The sequence below is a fragment of the Streptomyces sp. NBC_01003 genome (assembly GCF_045162695.1).
Taxonomy (GTDB): domain Bacteria; phylum Actinomycetota; class Actinomycetes; order Streptomycetales; family Streptomycetaceae; genus Streptomyces.
The window spans coordinates 2818112-2842881 of the sequence record NZ_CP108707.1; the positions used below are offsets into that span (position 1 = coordinate 2818112).

Annotated in this window: 20 protein-coding genes and 6 pseudogenes; 16 read left to right on the forward strand and 10 right to left on the reverse strand. The window is 67.0% G+C overall.

All coding sequences use genetic code 11. The annotated features are described in order from the left end of the window. Positions 1-223: 223 nt before the first annotated feature. Positions 224-753: pseudogene (locus OG698_RS13040) on the forward strand (transposase); the annotation flags it as partial. A gap of 87 nt (positions 754-840) precedes the next feature. On the opposite strand, the gene OG698_RS13045 reads toward OG698_RS13040, so the two are convergent. Further along, the gene (locus tag OG698_RS13045; RefSeq protein WP_406103215.1) at positions 841-2163 is read right to left on the reverse strand and encodes an NAD(P)/FAD-dependent oxidoreductase; all 1323 of its coding nucleotides are present in this window, start codon (positions 2161-2163) and stop codon (positions 841-843) included. 452 nt (positions 2164-2615) lie between these two features. On the opposite strand from OG698_RS13045, the gene OG698_RS13050 reads away from it, so the two are divergent. Continuing rightward, complete coding sequence (locus OG698_RS13050; RefSeq protein ID WP_406103216.1) at positions 2616-3266, forward strand: FMN-dependent NADH-azoreductase; 651 nt, start codon at positions 2616-2618, stop codon at positions 3264-3266. A 298-nt stretch (positions 3267-3564) separates the two neighbouring features. Here the strand turns inward: OG698_RS13050 and OG698_RS13055 are convergent, their stop codons facing one another. Beyond that, entirely contained in the window at positions 3565-4050 is a 486-nt protein-coding gene (locus OG698_RS13055; protein ID WP_406103217.1) for a MarR family winged helix-turn-helix transcriptional regulator, read from the reverse strand. A gap of 217 nt (positions 4051-4267) precedes the next feature. On the opposite strand from OG698_RS13055, the gene OG698_RS13060 reads away from it, so the two are divergent. From OG698_RS13060 to OG698_RS13090, 7 genes and pseudogenes are all read left to right on the forward strand, one after another. Then, positions 4268-6700, forward strand: a complete 2433-nt coding sequence (locus OG698_RS13060; protein ID WP_406103218.1) for a SpoIIE family protein phosphatase — start codon at positions 4268-4270, stop codon at positions 6698-6700. Between the two features lie 251 nt (positions 6701-6951). Then, entirely contained in the window at positions 6952-7833 is an 882-nt protein-coding gene (locus OG698_RS13065; protein ID WP_398379792.1) for a patatin-like phospholipase family protein, read from the forward strand. After that, positions 7830-9053, forward strand: coding sequence for a macrolide family glycosyltransferase (locus OG698_RS13070; protein ID WP_406103219.1), 1224 nt, complete (start codon positions 7830-7832; stop codon positions 9051-9053). Before OG698_RS13065 ends, OG698_RS13070 begins: the two co-directional genes overlap by 4 nt. Before the next feature lie 3 nt (positions 9054-9056). Then, a complete protein-coding gene (locus tag OG698_RS13075) occupies positions 9057-9545 on the forward strand; it encodes a hypothetical protein (protein WP_406103220.1) in 489 nt (162 codons plus the stop codon). Continuing rightward, positions 9542-10486, forward strand: coding sequence for a hypothetical protein (locus OG698_RS13080; RefSeq protein ID WP_406103221.1), 945 nt, complete (start codon positions 9542-9544; stop codon positions 10484-10486). Before OG698_RS13075 ends, OG698_RS13080 begins: the two co-directional genes overlap by 4 nt. After that, positions 10483-10677, forward strand: a pseudogene (locus OG698_RS13085) (TetR/AcrR family transcriptional regulator); the annotation flags it as partial. The gene OG698_RS13080 and the pseudogene OG698_RS13085, both read left to right, overlap by 4 nt. A 115-nt stretch (positions 10678-10792) precedes the next feature. Beyond that, positions 10793-10987 (forward strand): annotated as a pseudogene (locus tag OG698_RS13090) (hypothetical protein); the annotation flags it as partial. A 57-nt stretch (positions 10988-11044) separates the two neighbouring features. Here OG698_RS13090 and OG698_RS13095 read toward each other — a convergent pair. Beyond that, positions 11045-11341 (reverse strand): annotated as a pseudogene (locus OG698_RS13095) (IS21 family transposase); the annotation flags it as partial. A gap of 444 nt (positions 11342-11785) precedes the next feature. After that, positions 11786-12391, reverse strand: coding sequence for a TetR/AcrR family transcriptional regulator (locus tag OG698_RS13100; RefSeq protein ID WP_398379782.1), 606 nt, complete (start codon positions 12389-12391; stop codon positions 11786-11788). A 162-nt stretch (positions 12392-12553) separates the two neighbouring features. Between OG698_RS13100 and OG698_RS13105 the strand changes: the two genes are divergently transcribed. After that, the gene (locus tag OG698_RS13105) at positions 12554-13723 is read left to right on the forward strand and encodes an ABC transporter permease (protein WP_398379780.1); all 1170 of its coding nucleotides are present in this window, start codon (positions 12554-12556) and stop codon (positions 13721-13723) included. A 341-nt stretch (positions 13724-14064) separates the two neighbouring features. Here OG698_RS13105 and OG698_RS13110 read toward each other — a convergent pair whose 3' ends face one another. The 4 genes and pseudogenes from OG698_RS13110 to OG698_RS13125 all read right to left on the reverse strand — a co-directional run. Continuing rightward, positions 14065-14988 carry a UTP--glucose-1-phosphate uridylyltransferase gene (locus OG698_RS13110; protein ID WP_406111024.1) on the reverse strand — a complete coding sequence of 308 codons (924 nt, stop codon included), beginning with the start codon at positions 14986-14988 and terminating at the stop codon, positions 14065-14067. 493 nt (positions 14989-15481) lie between these two features. Continuing rightward, positions 15482-15622 (reverse strand): annotated as a pseudogene (locus OG698_RS13115) (biotin/lipoyl-containing protein); the annotation flags it as partial. A gap of 110 nt (positions 15623-15732) precedes the next feature. Next, a complete protein-coding gene (locus tag OG698_RS13120) occupies positions 15733-15948 on the reverse strand; it encodes a hypothetical protein (protein ID WP_406103222.1) in 216 nt (71 codons plus the stop codon). Positions 15949-15964: 16 nt separating this feature from the next. Further along, a pseudogene (locus OG698_RS13125) lies at positions 15965-16759 on the reverse strand (pyruvate dehydrogenase (acetyl-transferring), homodimeric type); the annotation flags it as partial. Between the two features lie 436 nt (positions 16760-17195). Between OG698_RS13125 and OG698_RS13130 the strand changes: the two are divergent. From OG698_RS13130 to OG698_RS13145, 4 genes are all read left to right on the forward strand, one after another. Beyond that, positions 17196-17426, forward strand: a complete 231-nt coding sequence (locus OG698_RS13130; protein ID WP_406103223.1) for a hypothetical protein — start codon at positions 17196-17198, stop codon at positions 17424-17426. 146 nt (positions 17427-17572) lie between these two features. Further along, positions 17573-18046, forward strand: a complete 474-nt coding sequence (locus tag OG698_RS13135) for a carboxymuconolactone decarboxylase family protein (protein WP_398379778.1) — start codon at positions 17573-17575, stop codon at positions 18044-18046. A 547-nt stretch (positions 18047-18593) separates the two neighbouring features. Next, the gene (locus tag OG698_RS13140) at positions 18594-19004 is read left to right on the forward strand and encodes a cupin domain-containing protein (RefSeq protein ID WP_398379776.1); all 411 of its coding nucleotides are present in this window, start codon (positions 18594-18596) and stop codon (positions 19002-19004) included. 67 nt (positions 19005-19071) lie between these two features. Beyond that, entirely contained in the window at positions 19072-19695 is a 624-nt protein-coding gene (locus OG698_RS13145; protein ID WP_406103224.1) for a DUF5134 domain-containing protein, read from the forward strand. Positions 19696-19862: 167 nt separating this feature from the next. Here OG698_RS13145 and OG698_RS13150 read toward each other — a convergent pair whose 3' ends face one another. Then, positions 19863-20591, reverse strand: coding sequence for an SDR family oxidoreductase (locus OG698_RS13150; protein ID WP_406103225.1), 729 nt, complete (start codon positions 20589-20591; stop codon positions 19863-19865). A gap of 374 nt (positions 20592-20965) precedes the next feature. Here OG698_RS13150 and OG698_RS13155 point away from each other — a divergent pair, with 374 nt between their 5' ends. Beyond that, complete coding sequence (locus OG698_RS13155; protein ID WP_398379770.1) at positions 20966-21124, forward strand: hypothetical protein; 159 nt, start codon at positions 20966-20968, stop codon at positions 21122-21124. Between the two features lie 366 nt (positions 21125-21490). On the opposite strand, the gene OG698_RS13160 is transcribed toward OG698_RS13155, so the two are convergent. Continuing rightward, the gene (locus tag OG698_RS13160) at positions 21491-22021 is read right to left on the reverse strand and encodes a DUF1003 domain-containing protein (RefSeq protein ID WP_406103226.1); all 531 of its coding nucleotides are present in this window, start codon (positions 22019-22021) and stop codon (positions 21491-21493) included. An 856-nt stretch (positions 22022-22877) separates the two neighbouring features. Between OG698_RS13160 and OG698_RS13165 the strand changes: the two genes are divergently transcribed. Then, the gene (locus tag OG698_RS13165) at positions 22878-24578 is read left to right on the forward strand and encodes an FAD-dependent oxidoreductase (protein ID WP_406111026.1); all 1701 of its coding nucleotides are present in this window, start codon (positions 22878-22880) and stop codon (positions 24576-24578) included. Positions 24579-24770: the final 192 nt, after the last annotated feature.

Consider the following 24770-nt stretch of genomic DNA (forward strand, 5'->3'; position numbering starts at 1 on the left):
GGAGTGAGACGGTTGACAAGCCAGTCGCCGTAGTGAGTAGGCGTGGTGCAGGCATCAACATCGGGAAGGAGGTCATGACGTCGAAGTCCGGCACCGAAGTAAGGACTGCGGTCGGGGAACAGAAGGCGGTAGACCCCGATGTCGGTGAGGGGTGCGCGACCGAACGTATCGAGCCGGAACTGGCCCGGGCCGCAGTCTCACGAACGCCGAGGAGAGGCCTGAAAGAAGCGAGAGCGTCTTCGATCAGCTCAACGGCCCGTTGAGGCGTCTGGTCCGGCAGTCCGAAGGTCGGGAGGCCGAGCGGAGTGCCTGCGTGCTGGAGGCTCAGAGCGTAAAGACCTCCGCCAACGTACCCGCGGCCGACCAGGGCATCGACGCCGGCAAGAAATCACGGGCCGAAAGCCGGCACATCGGCGTCGGCACCCCCGGCCTCCTGCTGGCGGCTGGATGACCACGGCGAGCGTCTCGGACAACTCCGGTGGCATCCACCTGCTTTCGGGCATCGCCGACGCGAACCCTCGTGTCACCAAGGCGTGAGCCGACACCCGCTATCGCACCAGAGCCATCGACCACAGCGCTTGCCACGGTATCGACGTTGAAGTCGTCCAACGCGTCCCCGGCGTCAGAGGCTTCAAGGTGATTCCCCGGCGTTGGGTTGTCGAGCGGACCTCGGCCGGCTCATGCACCACCGCCGACTCGCCCGAGACTAGGCAACCCACCCGCGAAGCCACTCCGAACTGGCGCGACACCTGAACCTCGAACCAAACAACCTCGGCCGGACAAGTGGTCCTTGGGTCTTTCCGGCATGCTCATGCGACTGAGCCGTCGCCCGCCCGGCTCTCATTGCCGGTTCGGATTGCCGTTCGTGACGAACGCGTCCCGTGGATGCTGAACGGAGGCAAGGGAGACGAGATCCCTGCCCCACAGTGCGGCGGTGAGCCAGACGGCGAGAACGCGGACCTTGCGCTCCCAGCTGGGCACAGCAAGGACGTGATAGCCCCGGTGCATAAGCCAGGCGGGAAGTCCCTTGACAACGATGCTCTTGTACTGGAAGACGCCTTGTCCGAGACCCAACGTCGCCACCACTCCCAGACTGCTGTGGCGATAGTTTCGGATCTTGCCACCCCGGAGGCTTGCTGCGATGTTCTGTGCAAGGCGCTTGCCCTGCCGCACGGCATGCTGGGCGTTCGGCACCGTACGCGCGCCCGGTACGGGAGAAGCGAGGTCCGGAACGGCCGCATCGTCTCCGGCCGCCCACGCATCCGCCACGGGTTCGCTGTCGGTGCCCACGCGCAGATCAGGCCTCACCACGATCAGGCCCCTCTCATCGACGGGCAGATCCGTGTGGTTGTGCACGATTGGATTCGAAGCGTTCCCAGCGGCCCAGACGATCAGCGCGGAATCGAATTCCTCACCGTTGGACAGCACAACGTGGCCGTCTTCGGCAGAGAGCAGCTGCGTGTTCAGATGGACTCGCGCGCCGCGCTGTTCCAAAGAGCGCACGACCCAGGCACCAGGCTTGTCTCCCACCTCGGGCAGGATTCGGCCTCGAGCCTCAACCAGGTGGAACGACACCTCGTCGAAGCGTAGCTCCGGGTAGAACTTGACCATCGCAGTCGCCAGCGACAGCAGTTCACCGAAGCCTTCGACGCCGGAGAACCCGCCACCCACGAACGTGACGGTGAGCAGCCTTTGCCGCTCGGCGCCAGGCGGTAGTGACGCCGCCTGATCGAACGCCGTCATCAGCCGATCTCGAATGGCCACCGCCTCCTCCACATGCTTCAGGCCTATCGCCTGCTCCGCCAGCCCGGGTACAGGGAAGGTGCGGGTCACGGCGCCGGCAGTGACCACAAGGGTGTCGTATTGAAGTTCGTAGTCTGCTCCGCTCGCAGAGCGCACGGACACCGTCCGGTCTGCGTGGCGGATCTCGGTCACGCTCCCGGCGATCAGCCGGGTGCTGCGCAGGTGTCGTCGCAACGATACGGCAGCGTGACGTGCCTCGACCGATCCAGCCGTCACCTCCGGCAGGAAGGGTTGGTACGTCATGTAAGGACGCGGGTCGACAACCGTGACCCGCGCCTCGCCCCTATGCAGCTTCTTCTCAAGGCGCCAAGCGGTGTAGAAGCCCGCGTAGCCTCCACCGACAATCAGAATCTCACGCATCGGTCCCTCTGTTCGTTGTGCGACACCAGATAGACCAGACGGGTCAGCACGGTGTGACACGGCTGTGCACGATGGAGCGACGGAGCCAATTTCGTCACAGAACTTGAGGGCATCCGGTCCTCACTCAAGGCAGCGGTGTGAGGCCACGAAGGCAGGCGAACGCTGTCGTCGCCAAGCGTGATGTTGGCATGAGGTGTGGGTGTGACTCGACCGTCGAGAGAGGGCCTGACTGTGCTCGTTGTTCCGGATCCGAGGTCGTCAGAGGGCTGCTGACCCGGTACGCGCACCATCTGGCTGCGCCGTTCCCATGGGCGGACCCTGCACGACCCCAAAGAGGCCCGTGATCGCCTGTCCCGCCCGATCAGGCTGTCGTTACACTCGCTATAGTCTCATTCGATACCGTCACGTGTTTGACTGTGGTTGAGCACTGATCTCCTCTTGGAAGGAAACCCATGGCCACGCTGCTGCACATCGACTCGTCCGTGTTCCCCGGCGAGGCATCCTCGTCCCGTTCGGTCACGGCCGCCTTCCGCAAGACGTGGGAGGAACAGCACCCGGAGGGCACGGTGATCTACCGCGACCTCGCCGCCACCCCTGTACCGCACATCACCGCAGCCGCCTGGTCCGCCGGCTACACCGCCCCGTCCGAGCGCACTCCGGAGCAGTCCGCCGCGTTCGCCGCACGGGTGGAGCTCATCGAGGAACTGGAGCAGGCGGACGCCGTCCTGATAGGCGCCCCCATGTACAACTTCTCGATCCCCTCGACCCTCAAGGCATGGCTGGACAGCATGCTCCTCCTCGGCCGCACTGCGGGCGAGACACCCTCCGCCCAGGGCACCCCGACCGTGGTCGTCGCCAGCCGCGGCGGCTCCTACGCGCCCGGCACGCCGCGCGAGGGCTACGACTTCGTACAGAACTACCTGGAAGCCGTCCTCAAGAACACCCTCGGCCTGGACCTCCACTTCATCGTCCCGGAACTCACCATGGCCCCCCGCAACCCGGCCATGACAGAACTCATCCCGCTCTACGAGACCTCCCGCAAGCGTGCCTTGGAGGACGCGGCCGCCAAGGCCAAGGAACTCGCGGAACTCCTCGCCGCGTAACCACCCGACACTTGGACACCGTGGGACGCCTCGGCACAGGACGTCACACGGTGTCTGTGTTGCCTGCGCCCCGCCTGAGACGGTGGCGATCAGCCCTTGATCGACAGTGGGTTGGTCCAGATTTTGGAGCCGCCAGCCGGCCGCGCCTCTGGACGATGGCGGCGAAGTCCTACCTGCAGCCGGGCCGGTGTGTGGTGGCGATGGCCGCAGCCGTCAAGGCGGGGGCGCCGTGCAAGCCCGTACGACATGGAACACATGGAACCTGTCCATGCCTCGGACAGCCGCCGCGCGGGAGCGCTTACGCCTCGCCCGCTGCGGGATGTGCGAGCCGGGTCAGCAGACCCGTCAACTGCTCGGACCCACCGGGTCCCAGTTCGGCGACCAGACGCTCGGCCAGCGGCTCCGCCGCCACATGCGCCGCATCGAAAAGCTCGACACCCCGAGGCGTGATCTCCACCGCCCGCACCCGCCGGTCCCCCGGAACCGTCTTGCGTACGGCCAGTCCCATGCGTTCCAGGTCGTCCACGACCCGCATGATTCCCGCCTTGTCCGACCCCGTCGCCGCCGCCAGGTCCCGCTGCACCGTGGGCCCGCAGTCGACCAGCACCAGCAGCACCGCGAAATGCCGCAACTCGACGCCGAGCGGGCGGAGCGCCTCCGTCATGACCGCGGCCGCACGCCAGTGCGCCCGGCGCAGCAGCAGGCCGAGAGCGAAAGGCGAGGTGTCCCCCGGACGGTCAGTCGCACGCGAGGCGGCGGAGGGGTGAGGAGCGTCGGCAATCACAACTCCAGGTTACCAGCCACCCATTCATCCGATACGGTATCGTTTGAAACAAAATATGGTATGCCCGCCTCCGCTGCACCCACGCAACGTCGGTGCGAGCTCGCGCCGGGATGCCGAACGCTCGTCTTGACGGCGGTCAGCCGTGGAACGATCGTGGATAGAGCCGATGGCAAAGGCAATCCGGCGGTCATCCGGCACGGCACACCAGGTAGGCACCATGACGCACTCCCCCGCATGGTTCGGTCCGCTGCCTCCAGGATCGGCACGAATCCGCGTCGACGCAGCCGCGGCCATCGCCGTCTCCGACCCTTCTGGCCGGATAATCCTTTGGACCAACGCTGCACAGCTGCTGTGGGGTTACGCGCCCGAAGAAGTCATCGGCAAGTCCCTCACCAGTCTCTTCACCACCGACGGGGCGGCGCTGTTGCACCGTGACGGCCGCTCTGTCGAGGCGCAGGTCTGTGTGTCGCCTTTGGGGGCGTCTGAACGGCCGGGCGGGTTTCTGCTGACCGCACAGCCTCGGGTGTCTGCAGAGGCTCGGTCGAGTGCACAGGACCCCGGAGACGAGGCGTTGATGCGGTGGGTGTTCGAGCAACATCCATCTCACCTCGGGATATTCGACTGCGAAGCCCGGAGCCTGAAGCAGAACCGGACGATGGCCCGGGCAACCGGTTTGCGCGAGGACGAACTCCGCGACCGGCGCATCAGCGACCTGATCCCGGATGCCCCGCTGATCGAGAACGACCGATGGATCCGGCAGGTGGCCTCGACGGGCGACCCGGCGCAGAGAGAGGCTTTCCTCAAGGTCCCCGGCGAACCGAAAGCGCACGCCTGGACCGTGGATTACTTCCCGCTCAAGGACTCTGTGGGCCGGGTACGCGCGGTGGCGATGACAGCGTACGACTATTCCGAGCAGTACGAGTCACGGGAGCGGCTGTCCCTGCTTGGCGAGGCCCGCACCCGCATCGGGGCCAGCCTGGAACTGGAGGGGACGGCTGAGGAGCTCGCTGAGCTCCTCGTGCCCCGTTTCGCGGACGTCGTCAGCGTCGACCTGTTCGAGGCGGTCTTCGGCGGTGAGCTGCCTGCGGCTGTTCTCTCCGGCCCCGTTCTGCTGCGCCGGGCCGCACAACGGCCGGAGTTCTTCGCGGCAGGGGCGCGTCCTGCCCCGGGCGAGACCCGGTGGCACCCGGCTTCCTCACCGGTCAGCCGTTGTGTGGCGACCGGGAGAGCGGAACTGCACGACTTCACCGATCCAAAGGTGACCCGGTGGTTCGCCGACGAGCCCACGACGGCGGCAGAGCTGCACGCCTGTGGAGCGCACTCGCTGATCACGGTGCCGATCCGAGCCCGCGGCACTACTCTCGGAGCCGCCGCTTTCCTCCGCCATGGCACCTCCCGTGAGTCTTTCGCCGCCGACGATCTGACCGTCGCCGAGGACTTGGTCGCTCGTGCCGCGATCTGCCTGGACAACGCCCGCCGGTTCACCCGCGAACGCGGCATCGCGCTGTTGCTGCAGAGCACCCTGCTGCCGCGTGGCCCGATCACGCATCCGGGCGCGGAGACCGCTGCCCGTTACCTGCCTGCCGACCGCGCCGCCGAGGCGGGTGGGGACTGGTTCGACGTGATCCCCTTGCCCGGCACTCGTGTCGGCCTGGTCGTCGGGGACGTCGTCGGCCACGGCATCGGCGCCTCGGTCACCATGGGCCGGCTACGGACGGCGGTACGTACCCTCGCGGACATCGACCTGCAGCCCGACGAGCTCCTCACCCACCTCGACGACATGGTGACCCACCCGGTGGAAGAGACGGGCGACGAAGCCGATGGCGGTGTCGCCGGTTACGATGCGATCCCCGGCGACATCGGCGCCAGCTGTCTGTACGCCGTCTACGACCCGGTGTCCGGTACCTGTGCGCTGGCCCGGGCAGGTCACCCGCCCCCGGTTCTGGTGCGCCCGGACGGCACCACACAGGTCCTCGACGTGCCCGCCGGGCCCCCGCTCGGGCTGGGCAGCCTGCCGTTCGAGGCGACGGAGGTGAACATTCCCGAGGGCAGCCTGCTGGCATTGTTCACCGACGGACTCGTCGAAACCCGCGGCCACGACATCGATGAACGGATCGACGAGTTGCGCCGCGCCCTGGCCCGGCCCGTGCCCTCGCTGGAAGAACTGTGCGACACAGTCCTGGAGTCCTTGCACTCCGACACGCGGACCGACGACATCGCCCTGCTCGTCGCCCGCACCCGGGTCCTCGGGAAGGAACACGTCGCCGAGTGGGACGTCCCCGCGGACGCGGCCGCTGTGGCGGAGACACGCAAGCTGGTGGACGAGCGGCTCACCGCGTGGGGGCTGGAGGAGGCCGCGTTCACCATGGAACTGGTGGTCAGCGAACTGGTCACCAACGCGATCCGATACGGCACCGAACCGATCCGTCTGCGGCTGATCAAGGAGCGCTCCCTCATCTGCGAGGTCTCCGACAGCAGCAACACCGCCCCTCACCTGCGCCGGGCCCAGGTCAGCGACGAGGGCGGCCGGGGACTGTTCCTCGTCGCCGAGCTCACTCAGCGCTGGGGCACCCGCTACACCTCAGCGGGCAAGACCATCTGGGCTGAACGAGCCCTGGGTCGATCGCCGCGGACGGCGCCCTCTTTCTGACAGTCCGATTGCTCCTGGCGCCTACACCCCGATTTCCGGTTGCCGTCCGCAGATCCGCTCGATGGCCCGGCGCTTCGCCGACGGGGTCGGTGTCACAGACCGGGTGGCCGCCCGGTCCTAACTGGGGAACCCAATCCGATCCGACGCCGTCGTGAGAAAGGCGGAGGGTTTACTTGTCGCAAAGACCAACCTCATCGAGCCGTCCGCCCGGGGATCCGCCGTCGACGGGCTTGCACAGCCTTCCCCGTCCCGTGGCCGTGGTGGTGGGCGCCGGTGGAGTACTCGGAGCGGCGCACGTCGGTATCGGGTACGCGCTGGAACAGCGCGGATTCGTCCCGGATATGATCATCGGAACGTCGGTGGGTGCTCTCAACGGAGCCATCGCGGCCGCCCACCCCGACAGGGCCGCGCCGTGGCTGGACCAAGTGTGGACCCACTTGCACCGCCGTGAGGTCTATCCGCTGGGCCACCGCCTGTTCTCACGGGCCAGCGTCTTCACCGATCGCGGCCTGCGTCGGCTGATCGCCCGGGCCGAGCTGCCGTCGCGGATCGAGCAGCTGTCGATCCCCTTCACCGCAGTGGCCATGGACCTGGTCACCGGCAATTCGGTGCTGCTCGACCACGGCGACCTCGAGTCCGCGCTGCTGGCCAGCGCAGCCATTCCCGGGATGCTCCCCCCGGTGGATCGTGGAGGGCGGGTGCTCGTCGATGGCGGGGTGATCGCCTATGTCCCGGTACTGGCGGCCCTGCAGGCCGGGGCGGCGAGCGTGGTGGTGCTGTCGACCGGGCCGGAGAGCTCACCGTTGCGCCCCACCACCCCACGCCGACGTGCCAGTGCCATCGCCGCCAGGGCCGGGACACTGTTGTTGCACCATCAGATCGAGCGTGACCTGCATGAGGTGTCCAAGCACATCCCGACCGTCGTGCTGCCGACCGGCATCGAGGCCTGGCCCGCTCCGTGGGACTTCCGCCAGGCCCAGCGCCTGATCAGCACCGCGTCCCGCACGGCGGGGCGCTTCCTCGACGGGCTACGCATCAGCGGTCCGGGCCTGTACCGGCTCGACGGCCCTCCGCTGACATCCGCCAGTCCGGGCGAGGCATCCACTTCTTCGATATCAGGGGTTGACCTGTGAGTACCATCGCGTTCCTCAATATCGGCATGCACGGGCACGTCAACCCGACGCTGCCGGTTGTGGCCGAACTCGTTCGGCGCGGCCACACCGTGACGTACCACACCCCACCCGCGTTCCACGAGGAGATCGAGGCCACCGGCGCGACTGTGTACCTGTACCCCGGGGGCGACCAGCCGCTCCCCGACCCACCGACGCCGGCCATGTTCATAGAGACGCTCGGGCTCGCCGCCGTCCGCTTGCTGCCCGCTGTGCTCACCGATCTGCGCCGCGTCCGACCCGACCTGATCGTCCACGACAGCGACTGCCTGTGGGGCGCAATCGCCGCCCGCGAACTCAAGGTGCCTGCGGCTTCGTCGTTCACCACGTTCGCCTACAACCGGCACGTCCACAGCATCACCCGCGGCTCGTGGGACCTGCTGGCCGCTGCGATGGCCCGGCCCAGCGGCCTCCAGGCCTACCTTCGGTCCCGCTGGAGTCTGCATCGCCGCTACGACACGCGTGGACTGCCACTGGTCGACTTGATAAACATCCGCCAGCCACTCAATCTGGTCTACACCTCGCGGGCGTTCCAGCCTGCCGCCGAGGAATTCAACCAGTCCTACCGGTTCGTCGGCCCAAGCGTCGGGGCCCGTCCCGTCGACCCGTCGTTTCCGGCCGAACAGCTACGGGAACCAGTCCTGTACGCCTCGCTGGGCACCGTGTTCAACGCCGCCCCGCAACTGCTGCGCACCTTCGCTACCGCGCTCGCCCCGCTGGGCGGGACCGTGATCATCGCCACCGGGCAGACCGATCCCTCCGCTCTGGAGCCGTTGCCGGCCAATGTGCTCGCCCGTCGCTTCGTACCGCAACCGGAGGTACTGGCCCGCGCGGCGCTGTTTGTCACTCACGGCGGGATGAACAGTGTCAACGAGGCCCTGTACGCCGGGGTCCCGATGCTGGTGGTCCCGCAGGGTGCCGACCAGCCGATGGTGGCCCGACAAGTCGCCGAGCTCGGCGCCGGACTGTCCATCCGTACCCAGGACGTCACCGAGGCCTCCGTACGTGCCCTCGCCCGGCGCCTGCTGGACGACCCCTCGTTCCAGGCAGCCGCAGCGACTCTGCGTGCCGCCCAGCTGGAGGCGGGGGGGTACCTGCGGGCCGCCGACGAACTCGAGCGATACCTGGATGCCGCCGACTCGGTCAGTCGACCGGCTCCCGTCGATCCGGCACCGCGAGGCTGAGCGATGTCACCTGTCGTCGTCGTCCTGTTGCTGTTCGGCGGGCTGTCGGAGGCCGCCGGGCGCATCCTGCCCATGGTGGCGTGCCGGCCCGGCATGTCGCGGACATCTTTGTCCGGGCTGCTACTGGCCGGTGGCTTGGCGGAGGGTGCTGTGTTCACCCTGTGGCCGCTGACCGCGGAGACCCTGGCCCAGCTGGTGCATTCCCCAGCACCGCCAGGCGGCGGGTTGGTGTGGACACCCGGCCTGGTCGCCCCGCTGGTGCTCGCTGCCGTCCTTGCGTTCCCGTTGCTCGGGCCCCTGTTCCACCTGCTGCTGTTTGTCGGGGTCGGAGCCGATCTGGCCGGTCCACTCGCCGCGGCGACCGGGCTGGGCTGGTGGTCCGCCGCCGGTTGTGTGGCCGTCGCCGGGGTGGGCCTGGGGGTTGCTGTAGAGACTGTTCGGCGCCTGGTCGTGAGAATCAGTGCGCCCAAGACTCCGGAGTCGATCGCATGAACGATTTTCTGCTCTGGGTCTGCGTGCTCGGGCCGGTTCTGCTCGTTGAAGCTCTGCTGGCCCGCTACGAGGTGCTGGCCTACAGCGCCGGCTGGCGGAGCCCTGTCACCGCGCTCCCGAAGGGTGTGCCCTATGCCCGGGGCGCGGCCCCTGATAGTCCGCCAGATGCCTACCTGGTCTACCTGGACGGCATCGGGAAGCGCCGCTCCCGCGACACTCGTGACGGCGGCCAGCTGGTCAGGGCCGTGATCGCCGGAGCGCCGGAGCTGCGGGTACTGGGTCAGGTGCAGCCCTACTCGCCACTGGCAGAACCGCTTGCTGACCGGCCCGTGTGGTCGTGGGTGGGCCGCCGCGTCGGTCTGCTGCTGTTCCTGCACAATGTCATGCAGACCTTCGTCGCCGCCGACCACCGGTACCGTCCTCTGTACGACCGGGCCGTCGGCTCCCAGATCGCCGCTCAACTCCGGCTCGCCGGCTACCAGCCCGACAGCGGTATCCCCGTGGTGCTGCTCAGCTACAGCGGCGGCGCCCAGGTCGCCGCAGGCGCGGTCGACGCACTGCACACCCAGCTGCGCTCCCCGCTTCTACTGATCATGCTCGGCGGATTCCACAACGGTGCCAACGACCTCACCCATGCCGAGCACGTGCATCAGCTCACCAGTGCGAACGATCGGATCGAGCGGGTCGGCACCTGGATATTCCCTCAACGCTGGCGGCTGTTCCGCCGTAGCCAATGGAATCGGGCCCTTCGCGCCGGGAAGATCACCGCACATCGGCTCGACCCGGCCAACCACGTCGGGCCGCGCAGCTACATCAGCCCGGAGGCGCAGCTGCCCGATGGCCGCAGCTACCTGGACCGCACCACCGACACCGTGATCGCCATCATCCGTGCCCGCTACGGCGCGACCGTGGCGACAGATGTCGACGACCTGTTGCCATGAAGATCGCCCGCGGGCGGCGGGGCGCCGGCCGTCGCCCGGGACAGAGCAGCACCAGGGCCCAGATCCTCACGGCCGCCCTCGATCTCTTCGCTGCCAAGGGCTATGCGAGCACAACGATGCGCGAAATCGCCCAGCGGGCGGAAGTGGATCCTGCGCTGATCCACCACTTCTTCGGCAACAAGGACGGTCTCTTCCGGGAGGCCGTTTCCTGCCGGGTCGGCATATCCGCCCTTTTCGAATCCCTGACGGAGGGCACGGAGGAGGAGAGAGGACCTGGTGAAGAACCGCGGGAAGTGGATCACCCGGATGTTCCTCTCCTATTGGGAGGACGAGTCGACCCGCCCCGCGCTGGTCGCCGTCTACCGGGCAAGCCTGTCGGACGAGGCGACCGCCAAGGCGTTCCGCAACGAGATCGAGGCGACCTTCGCGTCATGCTTGGGCCGAATCGCCCCCGAAGAGACCGAGCGGACACCGGCGTTCATGTCTCTGGTCTCTGCACAACTGGTCGGCCTTGCCATACTGCGCTATGTCCTCGCAGTGGAGCCGCTGGCCTCACTCGAGCGTTTTGGGCACCGCTCCCCAGGCGGACAGCAGCCGCCAGTGACCGTCGATCAGGTCGCCGGTTGTGCGGGAGGGCAGCATCCGTGCGGCGATCACCCGCGAGTAGCCGGACACCATTACCAGCACCGGCGGCCGGCCGGTCTGCCCGTAGCCGAGCGGGATGTCCGCCTCGGGAAACCACAGGTCGCACTGGGCCAGTTCACCCGGCTGATAGGTCGTGCGGGAAACCGGATCGACGGGAACGTAAGCGGGCCGTAGTTCCCGTACTCGCTCCTTGAGGACCGTCATCCCGCGCCCGTCAGAGGGTCAGGATTCGAGCGACGCCGAGACACTCACCAGCACGCGGGCGGAGTCCGCAAAAAGGAGCCCCGGTCAGCGAACCGGCCGACCATGGTCGAGCGGTGCATCAACCGCTCGACACAGTGGCGAGGGATCGCGACCCGCTACGAGAAGACCGCGACATCTACCTGGCCGGACTTCACATCGCGGGCATCTTCCGCTGGTCCGCCCGGTGATCCAAACGAAAGTCCCAGGTCGGCGGCTACCTGCGGGCGGTCTTAAAAACCGTCTGCGCGAGTCACCGTGGCTTCACATCCCCGCACAGCCAGATACTTGCAGATCAGAAGGGGTGCCTCTGCCCGGAGCGGCACCCCTTCCGCACGACCTCGTTTCACCTTGGCCCGCGGATGTCCCACCTGTGACCAGCACGTGCCGCCCTGTAATAAGTGGCGAGACCGCTCAGCGCTCACCGGCCGGCCCCGGCCACAACGCCCGCACCGCGTCAGGCACCTCGGCCACCACAGCCGGATCGAGCAGAGCCACTTGGAGGATGTAGCCGGGGAGGACGGAGAGCATCGTTGAAGCGATCGCCTCAGCCGTCACATTCGTGGGCAAACCACCGTGTTCCTGGTGGTCGCGGACCAAGGTGACCAGATTGGCGCGTATACGGCCCATGAGATGGTCGAGCTTGCGCGCCAGCGAGCGGTTGCGCATGCCCTCTCCCCAGACCAGAACCGCGAGGCCGGCCACGTCTTCCTCAACGGACTTGGCCCGAATCACGTCGAGCAGCTCCGCCATGACCGCCCCTATGGATTGGCCCTGCCGGTTCGTGGCGACGGCGAGCGTGATGTCGAGGACATCGCGCATGTTCTCCTCGGCGATCGCGAGGATCATCTCGTCCTTGCTGGTGAAGTGCCGGTACACCGCGCCCGCGGACATCTGCGCCTCGGCGAACAGGTCCTGCATGGACGTGGAGTGGAAACCGTCACGGAGGAAACAACGGCGCGCCGCGTCCAGGATCTGCTCGCGGCGGGCGTCCATGTGCTGCTGGGTGACCTTGGGCATGAGGCCAGCGTAGCAAAGAAAACGAATATTCGTGTTGACGTTTCCCGAGCGGCAGGTCAAACTGAGAACCCAAAAAAACGATCGTTCTTTTTCATGAAAGGGCGGGCTGTGAGGAACCCCTTGTCAGGACACCAGGCATGGCGGGAAGTAGCCGTTGCCGCCGTGGCGCTGCCCATAGCGATCACACTGGCGGTGATGGCGTTCGCCTGGCCGGCGGGGCGGACCTCGCCGCGCGACGTCCCGGTCGGGATCGTGGGCACCGGGCCGGCCAGCCAGCACGCGGTGGAGGGACTGACCCGTGCGAAGCCCGGCGCGTTCGACTTCCACCTCTATGCCGACACGCAGGCCGCGCGGTCGGCGATCAAGAACCGGGATGTCTACGGCGCCTTCGCCATCTCCGGCCACAGCATCACCGTGCTGAAGGCCACCGCCGCCAGCCCCTCCGTGGCCCAGCTCCTGACCGATATCGGACAACAGCTGGCCGACAAGGCCACTCAGCAGATCACCCAGCAGAAGGCCGCTGGGGCACATTCCCCAGCGAAGGCCCACAAGCAGGCAGCCGCCCAGCAGGGCGCTGCCCAGCAGAAGGCCGCCCAGCAGGGAGTCGCCGGTGCTGACTCCTCGGTGAAAATCCTCGTGAAGGCGGTCGACGTGGTGCCCGTCGCCACGGAGGACCCCCGGGGTGCAGTGTTCAGCTCATCAGTCTTCCCGCTCACTATCTGCGGCATCCTGATCGGGGCATTTGTCACGATGGCTCGCGGCCTGGCCCGCCCGCGGCACCGAGTGCTGACACTTCTCGTCGCATGCGCCGTCGCGGCCCTTGGTATTTATCTCGTGGCCCAGGGTTTCCTCGGGGCGCTGCCCCACAATCACGTGGCCACGTGGGCGATCCTGTCGCTCGACCTGCTCTCCGTCAGCGCCACCGCTGCCGGCGTGATCCGACTCCTCGGGCCGGGGGGCCTTGGGCTCAGCGCCGGGCTCATGGTCTTCGTCGGGAACGCCTTCTCCGGCGCCACCTCCGCTCCGGAGATGCTCCCCAAGGGCGTGGACTACGTCGGCCAGTGGCTGCCCCCCGGCGCAGGAGCCAGCCTGCTTCGCGATACCACGTACTTCGACGGCAACGCGGGTGCCGGCCACCTTGCCGTCCTCGCTCTGTGGAGCCTCTGCGGGCTTACAGCAGTCATGTGCGGCCACTGGGTCACCGGGGAAGCCCGCGGCACGAAGACCAGTGCGCCGGCTTCCGGGGAGTTTCTCCCGGCCTTGCCGGGGTCCGGCGCCGCTTTGCCGATGCGGCGTCACGCGCACGCCCGTCGCCATGACGATGACGGCTGATGGCAAGCGCTTTGTGCGCGCAACCAGGCCCTGGCCGCCAAGGACTTCGGCCCGGTGTCGAAGGTGAATGAGGCGCTGACGCACGGCCGCTCCGGGCCTTCGTCGCCTGGTCCATCCCCCGGCCAGGAACATGGCGCCTGACCCGGGCACCAGCTTATTTGGGCCGAGGCTGATGCCCGCAAGGCCAGTTCCCGCGCATCCCACGGCGACACCGACCGCCCGGGAACGCCTCAGCCGGAACCCCGCACGACGCCGGCCGACACCCGACACGCGGCCGCTGCTCCCTGTCCTGGGCCGCTCGCTGCGCAGGCGACCCAGGAGGGAAAGCAGCAGGTCAGGTGTTAGCTTCCGCCTGCAATGGGGACAGCACAGTCGCCATCCAGTCCGGTGACCAGGCCGCGCAGGACAGGGCCGTACTCGGGGTGCGCGAGGGCGGAGGCCATCTGGGCGACGAGGTAGTCGGCGGGGTTGCCGGTGTCGTACCAGCGGCCGCTGATGACCTGCCCGTACGCGGCGCGGGTGGAGGCGTAGGCGTTGATGGCGTGGGTCAGGTAGACCTCACCGGTCCTGTGCTCGTACCAGCGGCGGGTCTGCTCGCGCAGTTCGTCGATGATGCCCGGGGTGACGACGTAACCGCCGATAGCCGCATACGACGACGGGGCTGCAGCGGGCTCGGGCTTTTCGACCAGGCCGGTGATGCGCAGTCGGCCGTCTCCGAGGTCCTCTTTGACGACGGGCACGCCATAGCGCTGGGAGTCTACGGGGTCCATAGGTATGAGAGCCAGCACCGGGCAGCCGGTCTGCTCATACGCGCGGATCAGCTGCTGGGCACGGGGGACCTCGGCCACGAAGACGTCGTCGGGCCACAGCACCAGCACCGGTTCGTCGCCGAAGGCACGGGCAGCGTTCAGCACCGGAGTGCCGTTGCCGTAGGGGCCGTACTGGTCGAGGTAAGTGATGTGGCCCTGGCGGCCCAGCTCCGCGACCTCCTCCACCGCGTCGGCCTGGGCCGTCTTGCCGTCTTTGCGGAGCTGTTCCACGAGGGCGGGGTTGGGGCGGAAGTGGTCCTGGATAAGGCTCTTCCCTCCGGAGACGACGATGGTGATATCGGTGATGCCGGAGTCCACCAACTCGCGCACGGTGTGCTCGATAACCGGTTTGTCGCCGACCGGGAGCATCTCCTTCGGTGTGGCCTTGGTCAGCGGCAGCAGGCGGGAGCCGAGTCCGGCGGCGGGGATCACGGCCCTGCGAATCGTCGGGGACATCATGTCTCTCTCGGTCGAGCAGGCACACCGCATCTACCGGTACGACACACGCTGACGCCACCAACGCCCGTCGGCGCCCCCGTCGTCAGCCTGTTCCGCCGACCGCTGGCATGGCCACGGCAGCTGCCCTCGCCAGGTCCGCGCCTGCGGCTGATTCCCGCCATCGCCCGCCAGTGAACCGGGCATGGCAGCGGAACCGGCAGATACCGGCAAGCAACCGAGCGTTTGCGCAAACATCCAAGTACTGGACCGTACGCACCATCGGTGCGCTCCCACAAATAAGCCCCCTTCCTGCATCCATACAGGTCAAGAGCAGTGCTCCTTACAACGTGTCGCAAGTTCGAGCAGCTTCCCCTACGTTTTGCAGAACTCGTACTGACCGGTTGCCGACTTTTCTGGCGGTGCATCAGACCACCACCGCGAGGTGCTCAGAGTCGTTGTTGGCCCCGGCGCTGCCCCACCACGAACGGCCGGCGCCAACCCACCATCGCCGCTCGCGCTCGACCTTCCCGGTGGAGGCCTCAAAGAGAGGCACCTCAACTTGTGCTGTCTCGCCGACCTGCTTCAGCCAGCGGGTGACCGTGCCCTCAGTGACGCTCTCACCAAGGGCGGGTACGGTTACGGAATCCGCCATTACTTCGGTTACTCCTCATGCAATCGCAGGGCGCCCCGGGCGCCCTTTGTCTTTCCACGCCCTGCAGTCCGCAGGTTCACTTCCAAAGCGCCACACCCTCGACGAGGTGCTCACCCCTGCCGGCCGTAGCGATCGCGCGCTTGGACAACCGTCTCCGGGGCGATTGCGCCGGCCCGCGCCAACTGGTCCAGGGCGGCAACAACGATCGACTCGGCGTCCACATGGAAATAGCGGCGTACGGCATCACGGGTGTCCGACAGTCCGAAGCCGTCCGTTCCCAGCGACGTGTAGTCCTGCTCGACCCACTGGCTGATCTGGTCAGGCACCTGCCGCATCCAGTTGGGTGAGGTTGTCGAGACCCTCGCGGGCGGCGAGCGCCAGGGCGGCCGTCGCTTCGGGTTCGTCCATTTCTCCGTCGCCGAGGAAGGCCCATACGCGGGACCCGGTTGTGTCCTTGATGCCCCGGGCCTGCAGGTATCGGTTGAACCGACCCTGGTAGATGGCGGCGAGCGGACCGAGCCCCATGGAAACGGTCCGAAACTCCCACAGCCACGGCAGCCGGCGGGGGTGGGGGTAGGACGGCAATCCTTGGCCGTCGGCCTCGCGTCGGAAATTGTCCAACTGCTTCTCGCCGAGGCGCCCTTCCAGGAAGACGCGGGCATAGATGCCGGGCGAGGCATGCCCCTGCACGAACAGCTGATCGCCGGAGCCGTGCCCGTCCTTGCCCTTGAAGAAATGATTGAACCCGACCTCATAGAGCCATGCCGCCGAAGCGTAGGTGGCTATGTGGCCGCCGAGCCCCAGACGGGAGCCGCGTGTCACCATCGCTGCCGCATTCCAGCGGTTCAGGGCGGTGATCCTGGCCTCCATGGCGACGTCACCAGGAAAGACGGGCTGCGCCGACGCCGGGATCGTGTTGATGTAGTCCGAGGACAAGAGCTCGGGCAGAGCGATCCCGGACCTGGCCGCGTACTCGTGCACGCGTCGCAGCAGGTACACCGCCCGATCCGGCCCTGAGTTCCGCACGACAGCGTCGAGTGATGCCTGCCATTCGGAGGTCTCCTCGGTGTCCCGGTCGGGTAGCTGGTCCAGCTCACTCGTCGCAGAGAACTCAGTGGGCCGGGACGGATCACTCATGGCAGCCTTCCTGTCACAGTGGGGGTAGGTGAGAGACCGGCTGTCGAAACGGACGTGTTCCAGTGCCGGACGGCACGAGATGTGCGTGGGTGATGGGTGAAGTCAGCCCTTCAAACCACTTAGGACCGCGCTCGTGCCACTTTCGTGACAGCCCCGAGCACTGCGCCGAAGTGCCCGTTGCGCTTGGGAGCGCACTCCGAGGTGCACAGGCCGGGAGCACCGTGTGGCCTTCCCCGGCCCCTCCTGCGCGCCCCACGCACAGGAAAACACGGAGCCCGGACGTGCAGACACACGTCGGCGGACGGTGTGGCCGCCTCATGGGCGGTACACCTGTGGAGGTGCAACACAACGTCAAGGACCCTTCGGCAGGGCCGTGGACGGGTGAGCCGGAGGGCGTGGTGAAGGCGACGGGACGTCCTCGGAGCCGGGTGATGACGTGATCCATCACCCGGACGGCAACGCGCCGGCGGATGCGCGGACTCGGTTCGTCGTGGCCATGCTGTGCGCGCCCGACAAGCCGCTGCTCGAGCTGCTCGACAAGGAGCAGTTGAACGAGCGGCTCGTCGTGGCCATGCTGTGCGCGCCCGACAAGCCGCTGCTCGAGCTGCTCGACAAGGAGCAGTTGAACGAGCGGCCCCACCTGTGCGCTCCGCGGCCCACCGACTGAACCGGTGCACCTCTCTCCTCTGGGCCCGACCCGCAGCCGGGTCTGATGACATGGCCACTGAGACCCGCATCACACAGCCCTTGGTGTCACACCTCGCCGGGTTGTCCGGTCAGAAGTGCGTAACGGCAATTCTGTCAGGAGGACCCATGGACGCACGTCTCAATTACTACGGCAATCCCCTCGCGGGCAAGGTGCTGAAGCACCTGTTCTCGGCCAGCAAGGTGCTGTCGGACTCGACCCTGCCGGCCACCATTCAGTATCTGGTCGAGGTCCGCGCCAGCCAGATCAACGGCTGCGGCTTCTGCACCGACATGCACACCAAGGAGGCCGCCCACGCCGGGGAAACCTCGGTGCGGCTCAACCTGATCGCCGCCTGGCGGGAGGCGACGGTCTTCACCGAGGCCGAGCGCGCCGCGCTGGAGCTGGCCGAGCATGGCACCCGCATCGCTGACGCGGCCGGTGGTGTCCCCGACGAGGTCTGGGCGGACGCCGCCAAGCACTTCGATGAGGACCAGCTCGCCGCGCTGACGACCCTCGTCGCCATCATCAACGCCTACAACCGCATCAACATCATCACCCAGCAGCCGGCGGGCAGCTACAAGGTCGGCATGTTCGGCTGAGTCAGAGTGCGGCCCAGCCGGCGCGTACGGTTCTTCTTCGCGTCATCGTTACCTTCGGCGGAGAGACGGACTTCGGGCGCCAGCCGATTGCGCTCAACCACGCAGTCGGCTGAGCCGGCTTCTTCGCGGCCCGATACTGCGCCTACCCTTTCGGGCGGACTCCTGAAAGACGGTTCTCTTCTCAGGGATCGATCGTGTTCTCCCCGGAGGCTGCCCGTCAAAGTCGGATGCAGATCACCCTTGGTCGCCAAGGGCCCACCGTATGCCCGTCCCGATGCCATCAAGGTCAGCGTCATCACAACGTTTGACCACGACTGCCACGGTGCGCTGCTCTCTCGATGCTGCAGCTCGCCGAATTGTGGACGCCGCTGGCAGGGGGCAGGGTCTTATAGGGACTCGCTGCGTGTAAGGCAAAGGCGCGCGGCGTGTCACAGATGCGGGCCGTGCCTTGTCTTCACTGTAAAGCATGTTGTCGTGAGCCCGATATTGACGACGCGAGGTCGTTCCATTCCGGGCAGGTCTACGGAGGCGTAACACAATGCACGAAATGCACGGAATGCACTCAGGGGACGGCTTCGGACCCAAGATGTTGGCGGACGTCAAGCCGCCTTTCATTCCCGAGGGCGCTTCGGGAATGACCATCCTCGTCGAATGGGCCCCCGGTGACCCTGGGACTCCCCCGCACCGCCACTCGGGGCCGTGTTTCGGCTACGTGCTCGAGGGCGCGGTCCGGTGGGAGCTCGAGGGTGAGCCGGAGCACGTGATCAAGGCCGGTGAGACGTTCTGGGAGCCGGGCGGTGAAGTGATCCACTATCAGAACGGCAACGCCTCGTCGGACGCGCCGGCCAAGTACGTCGTGTTCATGATGTGCGCGCCGGGCCAGCCGATGCTCACGCTCGTCGACGACGAGGAATTGGAGAAGCGGGCACACCTGCGCGCCCCGCGGCCCACCGACTGACCTGCCGCCTGCGCACAGGCCTGTTCCGAACGGATCCCGTTCGCTCTGTGGGAGGACGCGGTAAGGCATGAGCGCCACCGATGTCGTGTACTGCATGCTGACAGCGCTGTTTGCGTCGGCGGCCGTCCGCGCACTGCGGTATGCCCTCGTGTCACGGAGTCTTCGATGGCGCGGCCGAGTGGACCATCTCCTCCACACCGCCATGGCCCTGGCCATGGCGGTGATGCCGTGGAACTGCAGTTCCGCGCTGCCGGAGCTGCCGCTGACGGCCTTCTTCACGGCAGCTGCTTTGTGGTTCCCGCTGGCCGCTGCCGGCCGTTGTCAGCAGTCGAGACTGACCGCAACCGCACGGAGGCTGCCGTACGCGGCTGGCATGGCAGCGATGGCCTGGATGACGCTCTCCATGGCGGGCCTGTCGCACGAGCCCCTGACACAGGGTCTCCCCGCGGAGCACCAGGCCGTGCATCTCAGCCACTCTGCGGGGGGATCGAGGGCCGGCGCCGTGGTCACCGGAGTGCTGGCGCTGTACCTGCTTGCGTACGCTCTTTGGTCACTGACCCGTGGCATGCCCACGCTAAGCAGCGTTTCGGACGCCGTAGCCAATTCCACCAGCACGAGTGGGCGTTACCCCTACTTCTGGGACGGATCGATGGCTTTGGGAACGGTCATCATGCTGCTCATGCACCTTTGACCGCCGTCAGCACCCGGACCGCGTAGGCATGGTTCAGCGCAGAAGGAGAGGCGAGGTTGGGATGCTGAAGACCGCTGAGACCTACGGTCAGGGGACGGCCACCAGCTCTCGCAGGCGACCGCACCCGGCACCTCTGCGGCCGGTTCGCCTGTGAGCGTGCGAGTTCGTCAGGCGAGCCAGTCGGTGTAGCGGGTGGGAGCGAGGTGGGCGTTCTTGTCTGTCAGGACGTCGCCCTTGACGACGGCGAACATGCCGGCGGTGGGATCGGTGACGACTCTCCGGTTGTCGCCCTTGTGGGACAGGGTGATCCGGCCCAGCTCGTCGAGGGTGAAGACCTCGGGGCCGGCGATGTTGCGAATGCCATTCAGCGGGGCGCCGGCGGCGACCTCCGCCACCGCGTCCGCCACGTCCTTGGAGGCAATGGGCTGGATGGGCGTGGCGGGCAGCCGGACGGTGTCGGCGTCAGCGGTCCAGGACAGGACCGCGTCCATGAAGTCCATGAACTGCGTGGCCCGCACGATCGAGTAGGGGATCGGCCCGGCCGCGAGAATCTTCTCCTGGAGCGCCTTGGCGCGGTAGTAGTCCAGCTCCGGTACCTGGTCCGTGCCGACGATCGAGAGGATGACGAAGTGGCCGACGCCGCCCTTGTGGGCCGCGGCCAGGAGGTTGTCCATCGAGGTCTGGAAGAAGGCCAGGGAGGCTTCGTCGAAGGTCGGGGAGTTCGTCAGGTTGACGACGACGTCTGCTCCGGCTGCCGCCTCGTCGAGTCCTTGGCCGCTGATGACGTCGACTCCGGTGGACTTCGAGTGCGGTACCGTCTCGTGCCCGGCGGCGTTCAAGTTGTTGACGACCTGCGATCCGATCAGTCCCGTACCGCCGATGACTGCGAACTTCATGACATGCCCTTTCGCCGGTAGTACGTCCGAAGTGAGACATAAGCCACTATATGAGTGCAGCATGGGTTCGGCCCGGACACATCCTGTCCGACTCCCGCGGCCGGCTTCGTGTGCTCGGCCCAGGGCAAGGGCGGGCGGCAATCGTACTCACCCGAGAGCCCGCCTCGATCAGCGTGGTCGAAGCGGTCGACGGCCCGGCCGGGTGTTCACCTGCGCGGAGATTCGCCGGGGCGGCCCGTTGGCCACCCCAGCCGAGTCGTGCACCACGCCGTAGGTCTGACACCACGGATCCACAAGAGCGCCGCTCGTCACTTGATCCAGGCGCCGGCAACCGACACCGGCTCGAGGACCCGGCCGCACCCCATGAAGTGCTCATGCCGGAGATCGGCCAGCCATGGGAAACGGCCGCCGAACGGCTATGGCGAGTGACGCCGCAGGAACCGCCGATCGCAGCCAGAACCAATTACGCGACCGGCGACATTCTCGACGACCGCCTGACACGGGCTCATTCCAACCTTGCACTGCAATGTTGACGGAGTCATGCCATGACTGGATCCGGTTGCCCAACCTGTCCACCGACAAAGAGCGTGGAGGCAACCGTTGCCGTTGGGCGGGACCCGGAAGACGGCGGCTACTTGTTGCACGTCGGCCTCCGTCAAGTGACCGGACATCGACCCTGCCGTCGCCCCCGCGCTTGGAGAAGGCCAATTCGCTGTGCCCTTACACGAAGATGGCCCTACTCGAACGCCGGCAAGCATCAGGCTGGCCTCATGGCCCACGGCATCAGCTGCCTCTCCGGCCGCATGTCGTTTCTGTAGCCGTCGTGTGCCCATGGCGGCACACGACGGCTTTTCGCTCGACAGCCGAGCCGCCGACCGATGCTCCATCGAAGGCCAGGTTCACAGAGCCTCCGGGCCCACCGGCGAATCCACGGACCCCGGTTCCATCGCGTTCTTGCTCTGCTGGATGATCTCCTGCACGTGAAGCTCGATCTCCTGCGGGTCCAGGCCGAGCACCTTGCCTATGTGCACCGCCCAGACCTCGGCGCGAAGATTGGTCTCAAAATCCAGATCAGCCCTGACGTTCTCACGAGTGGCATGCCTATTCTGGCTCACCATCACGAATGTGGACAGGAAGATGGCCTCCAGGCTCACGATCATAGTGAGCAGCCCGAACGGGTAGGGGTCGAAGACCGCTACGGAGCCGAACAGCCTGAGGTTGAGGGCGATCCACACCGCAAACCAGACGGCGTGGACGTACACAAAGCCCATCGTGCCGGCGAAGGCGGTGATCGCGTCTGCGAACCGGTCCTGCGACGTGCGCATCCTGGCGAATACCAGCCGCTCGTGGCGCAAGCGGAGGTCGAGGCGATGAGTACCGCCGGAAGCGGAGCTCGACCGGAAGGCTCGATCTCCGGAGTGAACAGTCATCTACTGCCTCATTCCCTCGCCGGGGCGCCACCGCCCCAGCCACCGATGATCCCGCAACTTTCCTGCTGGGCACCGCTGCACATGTGTTTTGCATAGACACGGAGTGACATCACGCGCGGTGCAAGGTCTCGACACGTCCAGCCGGGGCAACCCGGGCCACGGCGTCCGCCTCGGGCCGTGCCGGCTCCCCGAGGTCCGCGGCCGTCACGGAAAAACCTGGGTGACGCCGCGGTGCCAACTGCGCGACCAGGCGTGATCGCCACCAAGGACGAACGCCTCGCCCTCCTGCCCCGAGAGCGAGAAGCATTCGGATTGATGGTCGTGTACTGCGCCCAGTGCTCCGGGCCGTCTTCTTCGAAGAAGATGGCCCGGACCGGACAGACGGGTTCACACGCATGGCCGTCCACGCACGCGGAAGAGATGATGTAGAAAATCCGGTTGCCCTCAAAGATGCAGTCCACTGGGCACTCGTTGAGGCAAGCTCTGTCCGTGGTGTCGACGCAGGGCCGTGCAAGGGCATACGGCATCTTCCTCTCCTCCGCCCGACGGAGATGATCAGTGGCCAGCCGGCTCGCGAAGGCAGTGTTCGGCTGGAGGTATGACCGTGAAGCCCACGAGGTTGTGACGGCTGGCGCCTGCCCCGCCTAGGTGTGCTGTCCCGGGACGTCGGTGACACGCGTGCTCCTCTCCGGCCCGAACATCGGCTCACTCCCACGTCCAACGTCAGTGGGCACCACTCGCCACAGGAGCGCCCACGGGAGGTGTCACAGATTCCTGGACATCCTGGTCCTACTGACTGACAACCCCTCGGCGACCGGAGTAGATCGTGGCTATCACCGAACAACGTATTTCCACCATGGTGCTGGTGATCGGAACCGGAGGTGCCGGGCTGCGAGCAGCAATCGAACTGGCCGAGGCCGGTGTCGACGTCCTCGCGGTCGGCAAGCGCCCCAAGGAGGACGCGCATACGGCGCTTGCTGCCGGAGGAATCAACGCTGCCCTCGGCACTATGGATCCCGAGGACAGCTGGCAGCAGCACGCCGCCGACACTCTGAAGGAAAGCTATCTGCTCGCCGATCCCCGCACCGTGGAGCTCGTCACCCAGGGCGCCGCTCGCGGCATCGGTGACCTGGAGCGGTACGGTATGGCCTTCGCCAGGGAGGAGGACGGCCGGATCTCCCAGCGCTTCTTCGGCGCGCATAAGTTCCGGCGGACCGCGTTCTCCGGCGACTACACCGGTCTGGAGATCCAGCGCACGCTGATCCGACGCGCGGACCAGCTGAAAGTCCCGGTACTCGACGGCGTTTATATCACCCGGCTCCTGGTCCACGACGGCGCTGTTCTCGGTGCCTACGGCTTCGATCTCACGAACGGGACGCGCTACGTGATCCATGCCGACGCCGTCATTCTCGCGGCGGGCGGCCACACCCGCATCTGGCGGCGCACGTCCTCCCGACGCGACGAGAACACGGGCGACTCCTTCCGTCTGGCCGTGGAGGCCGGCGCCCGCTTGCGCGACCCGGAGCTCGTGCAGTTCCACCCTTCCGGGATCATCGAGCCGGAGAACGCGGCCGGCACCCTCGTCAGCGAGGCCGCGCGAGGTGAGGGCGGCATCCTGCGCAACGCGCTCGGGGAACGGTTCATGAACCGCTACGACCCCGTCCGCATGGAGCTGTCCACCCGCGACCGCGTCGCTCTGGCCTCCTACACGGAGATCAAGGAAGGGCGCGGCACGCCCAAGGGCGGCGTGTGGCTCGATGTCTCCCATCTGCCCCGGCAGACGATCATGACGCGGCTCCCCCGCGTCTACCAGACTCTGCTCGATCTGCAGATGCTGGACATCACCCGCGAGCCGATCGAGATCGCGCCCACCGCGCACTATTCGATGGGCGGTGTGTGGGTACGCCACGAGGACCACAGCACCGACGTGCGCGGCCTGTACGCCATCGGGGAGGCGTCCAGCGGCCTGCACGGCGCCAATCGCCTCGGCGGAAACAGCCTCATCGAACTGCTGGTCTTCGGCCGCATCACGGGCCAGGCAGCCGCCGCATACTCGCAATCTCTGACCGCCCAGCCGCGGTCGGCATCAGCCATCGCACAGGCCCGCTCGGAGATCGACGATCTTCTCGAGGCCGACGGACCGGAGAACGTCCGCGCCCTGCAGCGCGCCATCCGCAACACCATGACCGAGCACGCCGGAGTCGTACGTGACGAACAGAGCATCCGCGCCGGGCTGGCGGAGCTCGCGGTGATCGAGAAGCGGATGGAGGACGTCGGCGTGCACCCGGACATCGCCGGCTTCCAGGATCTCGCGCACGCCTTTGACCTCAAGTCCGCGGCCCTGTCGGCCAGGGCCACCCTCGAAGCAGCGCTGGAGCGTCGCGAGACTCGCGGCTGCCACAACCGCAGCGACTACCCCCACCTGGACCCCGCTCAGCAGGTCAACCTCGTGTGGTCGCCCACGACTGGTATCACCCGCGAGAGCATTCCAGCCATCCCCGACGAAATTTCCTCTCTGATGGCTGAGGTCTCGACCGATGGAAAGCTCGTCGAATAAAGCGACCGATGGTCCGCCCTACCTTCGCTCGCAGACCGGGCCTTCGAGGGCGTTCTCCGGGAATCTCCCCGATTCCTACGAACCCCTGTCACAAGTAGAGCCGCTATCCGGTCTCTCCTAGTGCATACCGAAATTCATTTGGCGCCGACGAGGGGCACATCGTAGATGCGCGCCGCGCCATGAAAACCTACG